At 50.9% G+C, this 12,694-nt stretch carries 9 protein-coding genes; 5 read left to right on the top strand and 4 right to left on the bottom strand.

All coding sequences use genetic code 11. The features are described 5' to 3' along the window. Positions 1-138: 138 nt before the first annotated feature. Positions 139-723: a porin family protein gene (locus I2F54_RS05580; RefSeq protein WP_022218035.1), complete on the top strand. Its 585-nt coding sequence runs from the start codon at positions 139-141 to the stop codon at positions 721-723. Positions 724-949: 226 nt separating this feature from the next. Here I2F54_RS05580 and I2F54_RS05575 read toward each other — a convergent pair whose 3' ends face one another. Next, positions 950-2,044 (bottom strand): UDP-N-acetyl glucosamine 2-epimerase, encoded by a 1,095-nt coding sequence (locus tag I2F54_RS05575; protein WP_087411829.1) that lies wholly within the window; start codon positions 2,042-2,044, stop codon positions 950-952. Positions 2,045-2,123: 79 nt separating this feature from the next. Here I2F54_RS05575 and I2F54_RS05570 point away from each other — a divergent pair, with 79 nt between their 5' ends. The 3 genes from I2F54_RS05570 (at position 2,124) to I2F54_RS05560 (ending at position 5,605) form a co-directional block, all read left to right on the top strand. Further along, complete coding sequence (locus tag I2F54_RS05570; protein ID WP_009121217.1) at positions 2,124-2,759, top strand: trimeric intracellular cation channel family protein; 636 nt, start codon at positions 2,124-2,126, stop codon at positions 2,757-2,759. Positions 2,760-3,106: 347 nt separating this feature from the next. Then, positions 3,107-3,610, top strand: coding sequence for an RNA polymerase sigma factor (locus tag I2F54_RS05565; RefSeq protein WP_005653557.1), 504 nt, complete (start codon positions 3,107-3,109; stop codon positions 3,608-3,610). A gap of 219 nt (positions 3,611-3,829) precedes the next feature. Continuing rightward, on the top strand, positions 3,830-5,605 hold the full coding sequence (locus I2F54_RS05560) for an oxaloacetate decarboxylase (RefSeq protein WP_195500687.1): 1,776 nt from the start codon (positions 3,830-3,832) through the stop codon (positions 5,603-5,605). A 127-nt stretch (positions 5,606-5,732) separates the two neighbouring features. On the opposite strand, the gene I2F54_RS05555 is transcribed toward I2F54_RS05560, so the two are convergent. The 3 genes from I2F54_RS05555 to I2F54_RS05545 all read right to left on the bottom strand — a co-directional run bounded on the left by I2F54_RS05555 (position 5,733) and on the right by I2F54_RS05545 (position 11,004). Beyond that, the gene (locus I2F54_RS05555) at positions 5,733-8,459 is read right to left on the bottom strand and encodes a hybrid sensor histidine kinase/response regulator (RefSeq protein WP_195500686.1); all 2,727 of its coding nucleotides are present in this window, start codon (positions 8,457-8,459) and stop codon (positions 5,733-5,735) included. A gap of 12 nt (positions 8,460-8,471) precedes the next feature. Further along, positions 8,472-9,662: a glycosyltransferase family 2 protein gene (locus I2F54_RS05550; RefSeq protein WP_195500685.1), complete on the bottom strand. Its 1,191-nt coding sequence runs from the start codon at positions 9,660-9,662 to the stop codon at positions 8,472-8,474. Positions 9,663-9,801: 139 nt separating this feature from the next. Further along, positions 9,802-11,004, bottom strand: coding sequence for a BamA/TamA family outer membrane protein (locus I2F54_RS05545; RefSeq protein WP_039950396.1), 1,203 nt, complete (start codon positions 11,002-11,004; stop codon positions 9,802-9,804). A 207-nt stretch (positions 11,005-11,211) separates the two neighbouring features. Between I2F54_RS05545 and I2F54_RS05540 the strand changes: the two genes are divergently transcribed. Then, positions 11,212-12,630: a C1 family peptidase gene (locus tag I2F54_RS05540; RefSeq protein ID WP_195500684.1), complete on the top strand. Its 1,419-nt coding sequence runs from the start codon at positions 11,212-11,214 to the stop codon at positions 12,628-12,630. Positions 12,631-12,694 lie beyond the last annotated feature (64 nt).

The following is a 12,694-nucleotide window of genomic DNA, read 5'->3' as shown; positions in this document are numbered from 1 at the left end:
TTTCCCCCTCTTGTTTGTTAATATTGACAGAATAGAACGGGATTTGCGCAGGATAGTGACGATGGGGCGAATCGGCGTTTTGAGTTTTTTATACAATTGAATACATTTGTCTTATCAAATCACAAAATATATTGTATTATGAAAAAGTTATTTGTATTGGTTTTGGTTGCAATGGTGTCTACTGTAACCTTTGCGCAAATCTCTTGGAATGCGAAAGCAGGTATTAATATGAGTAAATTGACCGGTGGCGAGGGGGCCGACATGAAAGTGGGCTATCAGCTCGGTGTGGGCATGGAATATGCTTTTACCGATATGTGGTCTGTCCAGCCGTCGTTGATGATTGTGGGTAACGGAGCTAAATTTGATTACGGTGGCGGAGAGTCCGAAAAGTTCAAACCTACCTATTTGCAGATTCCTATCATGGCGGCAGGCCGTTTTCCGGTGACTGAAAGCATAAACATCGTCGGTAAGGTGGGTCCGTATCTGGGCTTTGGTCTGGGCGGCAAATGCGACGGCGAAAAGATTTTCAAATACGACGAGGATACCGGTGAAGGCTGGGACGCCAAACGCTTCGACTTCGGTTTGGGCTTCGGCGTGGGTGCCGAATTCGGCAAGTATCTGGTCGGCCTGGACTTCCTGTTCGGTCTGACGGAAGTGATGGATTGGGGCAAAGATTCTCCAAAGAATATGTCTATCGCTCTCTCGGTAGGTTACAAATTCTGATTACAGAAACATAATAACAGACTGACTTAAACTATTTTTCTTTTATTGTACTGTGTTTAGTGTGGGTATGGCAGCTAATGACCATACCCTTTTTTATATACCAAAAATCGCCTCGTAAAACGAGCGGATTCGTCTTACGGGGCGAAATAATCCGTCTTGCGGAATGGATAAATTCATCTCACGGGATGAGCCGGCTCATGTGGCGGGATGATTTTCCGGACGGTTTCTATATTTTCTCTCCGTTTATCAGCGTCTGTACGATGCGCTCGGCGGTACGTCCGTCCCAGCGGTCGGGTAGGGTGGTGTGCTTCCATTCGCCGTGCAGCAGCTTGTCGAGGGCGGCGGAGAGGGCGAAGGAGTTCTCGCCTACGAGTTCGTTGGTTCCGATGCGCCAGGTTTCGGGATGCTCGGCGTAGGTGTTGAGCGTGATGCAGGGCACGTCGAGGAAGGTGGCTTCTTCGGCTATGTTGCCGGAGTCGGTCACGATGCCTTTGGCCTGGTTGATGAGGAAGCCGAAGTGCAGGTAGCTCTGGGGCGGCAGGATGTGCAGCCGGGGCATGTCGAGCCCCAATGACTTGATGGCGCGCTCCACGTACGGATGCACGGGGGCTACGATGGGCATGTCGCCTGCTTTCCCGGCCAGCGTCTGCATCAGGGAGCCGAGCACGGCTTTCTTTTCCAGCAGGTCGTGACGGTTCAGGGTGAGCAGGAGATAGCCGCCCTTGCGCAGTCCGAGGCTGGAGAACCAGAGCGGCTGTACAAGGCGGTGGCGGTTGTAGCGGATGGTATCGATGAGGATATTGCCTACGTAATGGATGTATTCGGGTATCATGCCTTCTTGGTTGAGGTTGCGGTTGGCTACCATGCCGGCGGTGAAGAGATAGTCGGAGATGGCGTCTACAATCGTACGGTTGACCTCACGCGGCATATTCATGTCGAACGAGCGGGTGCCGGCTATGACGTGCGCCACTTTCAGCCCGCGCTTCTTGGCTACGATGGCGCAACTCATGGTGGCGGTCATGTCGTCCACCACGAGCACCACCCGGGCGGGGTGTTCGTTGAGCTCCTGCTCGAAGGCCAGCATGATGGCGGCCGCCACTTGGGAGTGGTCGCGTCCGCCGATGCCCAGGTAGGCGTCGGGCTTGCGCATGGCAAGGTCGGAGAAGAGCGAGGCGTCCAGGGTGGTGTCGTCCTGTGCTCCGGTGTACACTATGCGGTAGGAGATGTTCTTGCCTGCCTCTCTGGCTGCGTCGATGGCGCGGCAGAGGGGGGCGATCTTCATAAAATTGGGACGTGCGCCCGATACGATGGTTATTTTCATTGCCGATATAAATTGATGAGACAAAAATACACTTTCTTAGGGAAATTATTTGTTACTTTGCAGAAAAAGAAATGCCCTCATGCCAACATTTGTTCAGATACTCGACTTCATTGGTACGTTCGCTTTCGCCATCAGCGGCATACGGCTGGCTTCGGCGAAACGTTTCGACTGGTTCGGAGCCTATGTGGTGGGTTTCGTGACGGCCATCGGCGGCGGTACGATACGTGACCTGCTGCTGGATGTGACCCCCGGCTGGATGACCGACCCCATTTATCTGATATGTACCGGACTGGCGTTGCTGTGGGTCATCTTCTTCGGAAAGCATCTTATCCATCTGCACAATACGTTCTTTATATTCGACACAATCGGTCTGGCGCTGTTTACGGTGGTGGGCGTGGGCAAGAGCCTTGCGCTGGGCTATCCTTTTTGGGTGGCCATCATCATGGGCAGCATTACCGGAGCGGCGGGCGGCGTGATACGCGATGTCTTTATCAACGAGATACCGCTCATATTCCGTAAGGAGATTTATGCAATGGCGTGTGTGGTGGGCGGTACGGTGTATTGGCTTTGCGAACTTGCCGGCATGCAGTCTTACGGCTGTCAGGTGATAGGCGGAATATCCGTGTTCATCACCCGTATTCTGGCTGTGAAATATAAGATTTGCCTGCCCATACTGTCGGGCAACGATGGAGAGGAGCAAGGGAAAGAAAATTGACTTCGCCCGTTTTTCTCCGATAGATGTGTCTGCCTGTAATGATGTTCCGCTTTCATTACAGGCAGACACATTTTAATTATTCCCTCTGATGCGCCCTTTCCGTAGACATCTTTTTGTTTATCTTATGGTAATAATTGTCATAAATCAGCGGTGAAATTGTACTTCCTGCTGAATTTCAGCCGCTTCGCTTCACCCGAAAACTGTCAAAATAGGGGGTGAAATCTGTCAAATGATAGTTTTCACCCCAAAGAATACCCGTATTTCATCCCTCAAGACTTGGAAACTTCCGTATACTTGCAATCACTAAACCGAAACGAATATTAACCATTTAAAAAAATTAGCAAAGTATGAACACTTACAGTTTTAGAAAAGATTTACTTGCCGTGCAAGAAGAACTGCTTCGCTTTGCATACAAATTGACGGCCGATCGGGAAGAAGCGAATGATTTGTTGCAGGAGACCTCTCTTAAAGCCTTGGATAATGAGGATAAATATGAACCTGATACCAACTTTAAAGGTTGGATGTATACCATTATGCGTAACATCTTTATAAATAACTACCGGAAGATAGTTCGTGAACAGACTTTCGTAGACCAGACCGATAATCTGTATCATCTGAGCATGCCGCAGGATTCCGGCTTCGCCAGCACCGAAGGCGCCTACGACCTGAAAGAAATGCACCGCATCGTCAATTCATTGCCACGTGATTATAAAGTACCCTTCTCCATGCATGTCTCCGGATTTAAATACCGCGAAATAGCCGAACGCCTCGGACTCCCCCTCGGAACAGTAAAAAGCCGCATCTTCTTTACAAGACAGAAATTACAGGAAGAGTTGAAAGACTTCATTTAGTAAATTGAGAATTGAGAATTAAAAATTGAGAAATAGGCTGCGCGATGTTCGTTCCCTATTTCTCAATTTTTAATTCTCAATTCTCAATTTACCAAATGATATAAAACATATCTTTTGAGTGAATAATTATGGGGTTATTTTGACTATATGTCAGAATAATCCTTTATATTTGTATGTATCAAGTTAACCGAGTGACCAAATAGCTAATTACCTATTACAATGAAAAAAGAAATCAAATTCAGTCTTGTTTACCGCGATATGTGGCAGTCGTCCGGTAAATACCAGCCGCGAGTAGACCAGTTGGTACGTATCGCACCGTTGATAATCGAAATGGGCTGCTTTGCACGTGTCGAGACCAACGGCGGAGCTTTCGAGCAAGTGAACCTTCTCTATGGTGAGAACCCTAACAAGGCAGTCCGCGCCTTTACCAAACCTTTCAACGATGCGGGCATACAGACCCACATGCTCGACCGCGGACTGAATGCGCTGCGTATGTATCCCGTTCCCGCCGATGTGCGCCGGCTGATGTACAAGGTGAAGCATGCGCAAGGCGTGGATATCACCCGTATCTTCTGCGGACTGAATGAAACGCGCAACATCATCCCTTCCATCCGCTATGCGCTCGAAGCGGGCATGATACCGCAGGCAACGCTCTGTATCACTCATTCGCCCGTACATACGGTGGAGTACTACGCCAGCATAGCCGACAAACTTATCGAAGCGGGAGCGCCCGAAATCTGCTTGAAGGACATGGCGGGCATCGGCCGTCCGGGTATGCTGGGCGAACTGACGAAAGCCATCAAGGAGAAACATCCCGACGTGCTGATACAGTATCACGGCCATAGCGGACCGGGGCTTTCAATGGCTTCCATCCTCGAGGTATGCGAAAACGGAGCCGATATCATAGATGTGGCCATGGAACCCATGTCGTGGGGAAAGGTGCATCCGGACGTTATTTCCGTACAGGCCATGCTGCGCGACAAGGGTTTCCGGGTGCCCGACATCAATATGAAGGCCTATATGAAAGCGCGCGCCATGACGCAGGAGTTTATAGACGACTTCCTTGGTTACTTTATGGACCCCACCAACAAGCATATGTCGTCCCTGCTCTTGAAGTGCGGGCTTCCGGGCGGTATGATGGGCTCCATGATGGCGGACTTGAAAGGTGTACATTCCGGCATCAACATGATACTGAAAGGTAAGAACCAGCCCGAACTCAGCATAGACGACCTGCTGGTGATGCTTTTCGACGAAGTGGAATATGTATGGCCTAAGCTGGGCTATCCGCCTTTGGTAACTCCGTTCAGCCAGTACGTGAAGAACGTGGCGCTGATGAACGTAATGCAACTGGTGAAAGGAGAAGAACGCTGGACGATGATCGATAATCATACCTGGGACATGATTCTGGGCAAGAGCGGACGTCTGCCGGGTGAGCTGGCTCCCGAAATCATAGAGCTTGCCAAGTCCAAAGGTTACGAGTTTGTCGACACAGACCCGCAATCCAACTATCCGGACGCTTTGGACGAATACCGCAAGGAAATGGACGAGAACGGCTGGGAATATGGTGAGGATGATGAGGAGCTTTTTGAACTGGCTATGCACGACCGCCAATACCGCGATTATAAGTCGGGTGTTGCCAAGAAACGTTTCCGTGATGAGTTGGAGCGTGTAAAGGATGCTTCTATGGCAAAGAGCGGATACTCGGAAGAGGAGATAAAGAAGCTGAAACGCGCCAAAGCAGACCCCGTTATTGCGCCGTCCAAGGGGCAGGTGCTTTGGGAAGTTTCCGTGGAAGGTCCGTCTGCGGCGCCGTTTATCGGGCGTAAGTATCAGCATGACGAGGTGTTCTGCTATCTCTCTACGCCGTGGGGCGAGTACGAAAAGGTAATGACCGGATTTACAGGCCGTGTTGTCGAAGTATGTGCCCGGCAGGGTGCTAACGTCAACAAGGGAGACGTGATAGCGTACATCCAGCGAAGCGATATCTTCGCGTAGCGGTTGTTATTCGGAACGGAGCGAGGAATCTCTTCTCTTCACATCGATAAAGAGAGGGGATTCTTCGTCGCTACGCTCCTCTGAATGACAGGATGTAAGCCTTATCCGGGCATTGGCGTATGCTTTCCTACTTTAAATATTTCTTTATCATTTCTTTCAGAACTTCTTGCGTATAGGGCTTTGTCAGGAAGTCATTGCATCCCGCGTCAATCGCGGCCTGTTTGTCGTGCTCGTAGGCATAGGCGGTGAGGGCGATGATGGGTGTCTTTGGCGAAAGCTCACGAATGATTTTCGTTGCGTCCAATCCGCCGAGATTGGGCATTTTCATATCCATCAGAATCAATTCAGGATGCAGTTCCTCGAACATGGTTACGGCTTCCATACCGTCTTTGGCACGTTCCAGGCGGCATAGCTTTCCTAAAATGGCTTTGACGAGGACGTAGTTGCTGTCCGTATCTTCGGCTATCAGTATGGTGGGGGCTTTAGAGGCTTCGGGCTCTTGAGGTTCTTGAAGCTCTTGCGGCTCTTTACGGGAGCCGGAAACCGTATCGCTCTTTTCTGTATTGCCGGATGCGTTCAAGCTTGTTCCGGACGTCTTGTTTTGTTCGTCTGCCGTTTCTTTTTGTCCGTCTGTCGTTTCTTTTTGTTTGGCTGCCGCTTCTTTTTTACTCTCCGACAGAGGCAGGGTAAAGAGGAAAGTCGTCCCTTTTCCCATTTCCGAGCTGACGGATATGGTGCCGCCCAACCGTTCGATAATGGTTTTGCAGATAGACAATCCCAGTCCCGTACCTTGCGCAAAATTATTCACCTTCACAAAGCGTTCAAAGACCTTTGACAGTTTGTCGGCCTCGATGCCGATACCCGTGTCGCTGACGTGGAACTCTATTTCGCTTCCTTTGCGGCGGTATCCGTAACTGACGCTGCCGTTTGTGGTAAATTTGAAGGCATTGCCGATAAGGTTGGACACCACCTGGAAAATACGGTTCTTGTCTCCCTCGATGACAATATCCTCGTCCGAAGCCTCGTAGACCAATTCTACTCCCATCGGACAACGGAATTTCAGCGCGTTGTATATCTCGTTGCAGAGCAGATGCAGACGCATCGGAGCAATGGTGAACTCTACCATGCCCGCCTCAATCTTGGAGAGGTCCAGAATTTCGTTTATCAGTTGCAGGAGCCTTTCGTTGTTGGCTTCCACGATGTCGTAGTAGTTTTTGCGTTCTTCGGCATCGGTACTCTCGGCGATGATTCTGGAGAAGCCTACGATGGCATTGAGCGGGGTGCGTATCTCGTGGCTCATGTTGGCAAGGAATGCCGACTTCAATTGGTCGGAAGTCTCCGCTTTCTCTTTGGCCACGAGCAGTTCCCGCTTCATCCGTTCCATTTCGGTGATGTCCCATTCGATGCTCAGCAGGATAGGGGGGAAGTCGTCGCTTTCGATGCGCATCTTCCGTTTGTCCAGAAAGATGGACTTGCCGTTTTGGTCGTGCTCCTCGGTAATCCAGTGTTTCTCTACTCCGGTTCGGGCTATTTCGATGTCCTGCGTTCTCTTTTCCTGTGCGACGTCGAAGGGGTAGAAGTCGAAGTCGTCCTTGCCCAGCGCTTCTTTCAGGGGAATGTTGCGGTTGTATGATTCACGGTTGCGGTACAGGTATTTAAAGCCGCTTCGGATGTCTTTTACCACGATGCCGGCGGGAAGATTCTCGATGGTCTTGTCCAGAATCTGACTGAACCGCTTGATTTGCTGCTCATTCTTGATGCGCTGGGTGATGTCCCGGCCGAAACCCCAGAGAATGGCTTCGCCTTTGTCGCTTGTCACCCAATAGGCGCTTCCTTCCATGGCCAGTACTTCGGGATGGTCGGGCAGGGGATTGTAGAGGACGAAACCGCTGCGTTTTTCTCCCTTTTTGAGGGAGTGGAGCAGTCCCTGCCAGAAGTTTCCGCCCGGCGTATTCATGTCTATCCGGTAGATGTTCAGTTCGCTGATGTCGTCTGCCACGCCGATGTTGTGATGCTCCCGGAAGCGGCGGTTGGCAAAGACGAGCGTACCGTCCTCGTGGGCGGCGAAGATGTCTTCGGTGGAGTTGTTGATGGCGTGTGTCAGCAGGTTGATGTCGTTGCGCCGCTGCTGGATGTCGGTGATGTTTTGTATGTACCCTTCCAGAAGGATGTTTCCGTCGGGTTGTTTCTCGTGCGAGAAGGTTTTCAGGCGGATATAGAACACCCGCTTCCGGAAATGGATGCGATAGTCTATGCTGGCTTCCATATCTCCTTGCAGGTTCTGTATCAGCCATTTGCCGAATACTTCCCTGTCTTCGGGCAGTATGTGCGTCTTGTAGTCTTCGAGCAGGATTTCCTGCTCCTCTTCGGTACACATCACGCCGGAGTGTCCGGTGTAGCAGAAAGATTTCTTGCCGGAGTCGTATTGCCATCTGCCGATGAGGGCGGCTTTCTGTATTTCGTTGAGTTCGCGATTCGTCTTTTCCAGTTTCAGTTTGCGCTGGCTTCGCTCGGTGATGTCACGGTATTGGCAGAGCACCATATCTTCGTAGGGGCGCATGATGCACTTGAAGAAGTAGGTGGTGTCGCCGATGGCCAGCTCGTAGTTCCGGCTGGAGACTTCCCTGCGCGTAAGTACTTTCTTGAACTCGGGGTATACCTGCCGGTAGGTGACTGGGGGAAGCAACCGGAGTATGTTCTTGCCCAGCAACCGGTCTTCTTTCAGGAACCACATGTCTACGTTGTACACTGCGATATCCACGCATATGCCGTTCCTGTCCAATAAAATCATGGTGTCCGAGGTCAGTTTCAGCAGCTCTTCGGCCTTCTCTGCGTTTTTCAGGATGTTTTTCATATTTCTCTTGTTTTATGCCCTTCGTGCTTTTTCCCATGCACCGCTGGTTTGCCCCCGTCGTTTGCGCAGATAGTTGAAACCACGGATAACGTTGATGTTCATGAAAAGGAAATAATAAGGAACAAAGAGTATCTTGTTTTTGATGTGTTTCGTTGACAGGTAATAACCCAGGCTCGCCATGAGGTAGAACAGCGTTTGCAACAGCCAGATGACGGCATAGAGCAGAGGACGGTCTGTCGTAAAAATAAGAATCGCGTTGAGAGGGAGCAGCAGGAATAACAGGACGGGCGTAAGCGACCACCTCAGTACGCGGTGGGATATGTATTGAAAGCTGAATACGCCGTAGCGGAACGGGTTGAGCAACGCACGCAGACGCCGGACGGACTGCAGGCCGCCGGCAGCGATGCGCACTTTGCGTTTTTCTTCTTCGCGCATGTCCGCCGAACCGCTTTCCACGGCATAGGCGTCGGCGCAATAGGCAATGGTATATCCACGCATCACGATGCGCAGAGAGAGGATGAAATCGTCCAGTAATGTGTCCGCAGGCATTTCCTCGAACAGCTCGCGACGGATGGCAAACAGCTCTCCGGCTGCTCCTACGGCCGAGTAGAGGCGGGAGTCGAGCTTCTTGAGGGCGGATTCGTATTTCCAGTAAAGACCTTCGCCGCCGGATGCGGCATTGTCTTCGGCCTGTACGGCGATGCGCTTTTCTCCGGCTACGCAGCCCGTTTCGGGATTGGCGAATGCGTGTACAATTTTACGCAGCGCTTCACGGTTGAGGTGCGTATTGGCGTCGGTGAATACGACAATCGGCGTGGTGACGAAGTGAATGCCACGGTTCAGAGCGGCGGTCTTGCCCTGTCTTTGGGGCTGATGAAGCACGGTGGCCTGAGGCCAGCGCGAAAGACGCTCGTTGGTACGGTCGTTGCTGCCGTCCGTAACCCAAAGGATGTGCAGCTTGTCTGCCGGATAGTCCAGCGCAAGGCAGTTGCGCATCTTATCGTCTATGACATCTTCTTCGTTGTAGGCGGCGATGAACAGGGTCAGTTCGGGAAGCCGGCTGTCTGCCGGCAGGGGCGGGATGACTGTTTTGCGAAAACATTCCTTTAGTCTGACCAGAACGTAAAGGAGCATTCCATAACCTATATACGTATAGAATACAATGAATAAACTTATCCAAAAGATAATTTCGCAAGTCTTCATCTGTATCAGATTCTTATATTTCTATTTCGGGAGCTTGGGGATTAACGCCCAAAATTATGGATAATCTTTTGGCGGTGCAAGGAAAAAGGAGAATTTATTAGTGGTTAGCGATTTAGGGCGGATGATTGGCATTTAGTGTTTAAAACGCTTCTGTCATGTTGAAGTAGAACAGCGTTTGTTTGTTTACCGTATTCTTGCCTAAGTCCAGACGAACGTTCATACGGGGCTGAACTTCGATGCGCAGACCTACGCCGTAGTTGGGCAGTACGCCTTCTATCTTGCCCATGGTAGGACCCATGAAGCCGCATCCCGTCCAGGCTACGAAGCCGATGTGGTGCAGCAGGCGTTTCATCCAGTTGCCGCGGTCGGTGTTTATCATCTGGCGGTATTCGGCCATGACGACGTGCGAGGATTTGTCACGATATTGTCCCATGTAGTAGCCGCGCAGGTCGAAAGGGGTACCGGTCAGCGAATACTGGGTGAGGGGGACGTTTCCGAATACGTTCTTGCTTTGCGCGGTCCAGGCGAATACCTTGCGGTGGCCTACGGACTTGTATTGGCGGTAGTCCAGTTCCAGACGGTAGAAATTGTTGTCGCTGCCGAACGCCTTGCTGTACATCATGCCCCGGAAGTCCAGATACACGCCCTTGTAGGCATTGGCGGGGATATCGCGGCTGTCGTAGGTCAAGAGGAAGCCGAGGCCGGAGTTGAAGTTCTTGTAACCGTTGGCTGTACCGCCGGCTGCCATGTAGTCGGGCTCTTCGATGAGATGTTTGGCGGGGTCGGTTATCTTGTCGTAGTTGATGTCTACCTGCGGACCGGCGAAGACGTTGCTTTCTCCCAGACGGAACAGGAACCACGGGTTGATTTGTATGCCGCTGTAACGGTATTTGCTGGTACTGTCGCTGCGGACATAATTCTTGTTGGTACTGTAACCGATGCCGTAGAAGTTGTCTTCCGTATTCTTGTAGACGAACTTTCCGAAGATACGGAAACGGTCGCCTTTAAAGAAAAGCTGCGGCTTTACCATCAGATTGACGCCGCCTTTAAACATATAGGCTATGGACATGGGCAGCACCGAACGCAACTGTGTGGTATCGCTGGGGTTCATGCGGAAAGTCATCAGCGCGCTTCCGCCTACCAGCGCGCCGAAATCGGGCGTATAGCTGGGACCGCCTAATATGTTATAATGGAAATTTCTGCGAGCCACCCTTTGTTTGCGCAATTCCTTTTTGGTCAGTGCGGGAGTAGTGTCGTTGGTAGCTGTAACGGTCTGCTCTTGTGCTGAAACAGTCGTCAGTATCAATATCAGAGTAAATATACCCAGTATGTATCTTTTCATATCGTACGAATGTGGCTGCAAAGAAAACTATTTTATTTGAATTGGTTTTGAGCGGAATAGATAATAAATCTAAAGAGGGCACTAAAATTATCAAAAAAGACATTACATTTGCTTTCCATTCCATGGTGAGGCAGTTTTTTCGGCCTGTCTTCATTATCGGATAACCTGCATGACAACTATTTTGAAATAAACAAACATATATTTGAAATGAACAAACGTATTTTATCCGTAATTGTTTTCAGCGCCGCGCTGCTGTCGGTGCAGGCGCAGGACGGCAAGGGCGGGATAAGCCCCGCCATGCTCGGCCGGATTCAACAGAGTTATCGAGGCACGCCTTCCGACAAGGCGCTGCGCAATGCCATTGGCAATAACGACATCCGCAAACTGGCGCTCAACCAGGAGAATATGCAGGACATGGACACCCATTTCTCCATCAAGGTGGACTCCAAAGGCATCACCGATCAAAAGTCTTCCGGCCGTTGCTGGCTCTTTACAGGGCTGAACGTAATGCGTGCCAAAACTCTTGCACGCTATGGCTTTCAGTCGTTTGAGTTCTCGGAGATATATCCTTTCTTCTGGGACCAGTTGGAGAAGTCCAATCTGTTTCTGCAAGGCATCATCGACACCGCCAAAAGTCCGCTGGAAGACCCGACCGTGGAATGGCTTCTGAAACATCCGTTGAGCGACGGCGGTACATTCACCGGAGTGGCGGACATCGTTTCCAAGTATGGCCTTGTGCCCAAGAGCGCCATGCCGGAAACGAACAGTAGCGAGAATACCGCCCGTATGGCCGCTCTCATCTCTTTAAAACTGAAGGAGTACGCCCTTCAACTCCGTAACCTTGCCGCCAAAGGCGCTACGCCTGCCGCCCTGGAGAAAGAGAAAACCGCCATGCTCGGTACCGTCTACCGTATGCTGGTGCTGAACTTGGGTGTTCCGCCTACGGAATTCGACTACGTGCGTACCGATGCCAAAGGCAACCCGGTAGAAACGGAACATCACACCCCGATGTCTTTCCTTGAGAAATACGGTGACAAACAATTGCTCACCAACTACGTAATGCTGATGAACGACCCCAGCCGGGAGTATTACAAATGTTATGAAATAGACTACGACCGCCACCGCTACGACGGCAGGAACTGGACTTACGTCAACCTGCCCGTAGAGGACATCAAGCAAATGGCTGTCGCCTCGCTGAAAGACAGTACCATGATGTATTTCTCCTGCGATGTCGGTAAGTTCCTGAATTCGGAACGCGGCTTGCTCGATGTGAAAAACTATGACTACGAGTCGCTCATGGGCACTATCTTCGGAATGAATAAGAAACAACGCATCCAAACCTTCTCCAGCGGCTCTTCCCACGCCATGACGCTCATGGCGGTAGACTTGGACAAAAACGGAAAACCCGTCAAGTGGATGGTTGAAAACAGTTGGGGCGCTGACAGCGGCTACAAAGGCCATCTCATCATGACGGACGACTGGTTCGACGAATATATGTTCCGTCTGGTCGTAGAAACCAAATACGTCTCCGCCAAGATAATGGAGCTCTTCAAACAGAAACCCGTCCGCCTGCCTGCATGGGACCCTATGTTCGCCGAAGAGAAAGAAATAGGGGTTAGTGATTAGCGATTAGTGATTAGCGATTAGTGATGAGTGATTAGGGGGTAGTAATGGGGGATGGGTACCCTGC

Origin of the sequence: Bacteroides clarus (genome assembly GCF_015555825.1) — a bacterium.
GTDB classification, from domain to species: domain Bacteria; phylum Bacteroidota; class Bacteroidia; order Bacteroidales; family Bacteroidaceae; genus Bacteroides; species Bacteroides clarus.
This window is presented reverse-complemented; position numbering and strand designations above follow the sequence as displayed.

What these genes read in the sequence shown, in the direction of transcription:
- I2F54_RS05580 (WP_022218035.1), top strand. Translation starts at nt 139, where the DNA reads ATGAAAAAGTTATTTGTATTGGTTTTGGTTGCAATGGTGTCTACTGTA.
- I2F54_RS05575 (WP_087411829.1), bottom strand. Translation starts at nt 2,044, where the DNA reads ATGAAAATAACCATCGTATCGGGCGCACGTCCCAATTTTATGAAGATC.
- I2F54_RS05570 (WP_009121217.1), top strand. Translation starts at nt 2,124, where the DNA reads ATGCCAACATTTGTTCAGATACTCGACTTCATTGGTACGTTCGCTTTC.
- I2F54_RS05565 (WP_005653557.1), top strand. Translation starts at nt 3,107, where the DNA reads ATGAACACTTACAGTTTTAGAAAAGATTTACTTGCCGTGCAAGAAGAA.
- I2F54_RS05560 (WP_195500687.1), top strand. Translation starts at nt 3,830, where the DNA reads ATGAAAAAAGAAATCAAATTCAGTCTTGTTTACCGCGATATGTGGCAG.
- I2F54_RS05555 (WP_195500686.1), bottom strand. Translation starts at nt 8,459, where the DNA reads ATGAAAAACATCCTGAAAAACGCAGAGAAGGCCGAAGAGCTGCTGAAA.
- I2F54_RS05550 (WP_195500685.1), bottom strand. Translation starts at nt 9,662, where the DNA reads ATGAAGACTTGCGAAATTATCTTTTGGATAAGTTTATTCATTGTATTC.
- I2F54_RS05545 (WP_039950396.1), bottom strand. Translation starts at nt 11,004, where the DNA reads ATGAAAAGATACATACTGGGTATATTTACTCTGATATTGATACTGACG.
- I2F54_RS05540 (WP_195500684.1), top strand. Translation starts at nt 11,212, where the DNA reads ATGAACAAACGTATTTTATCCGTAATTGTTTTCAGCGCCGCGCTGCTG.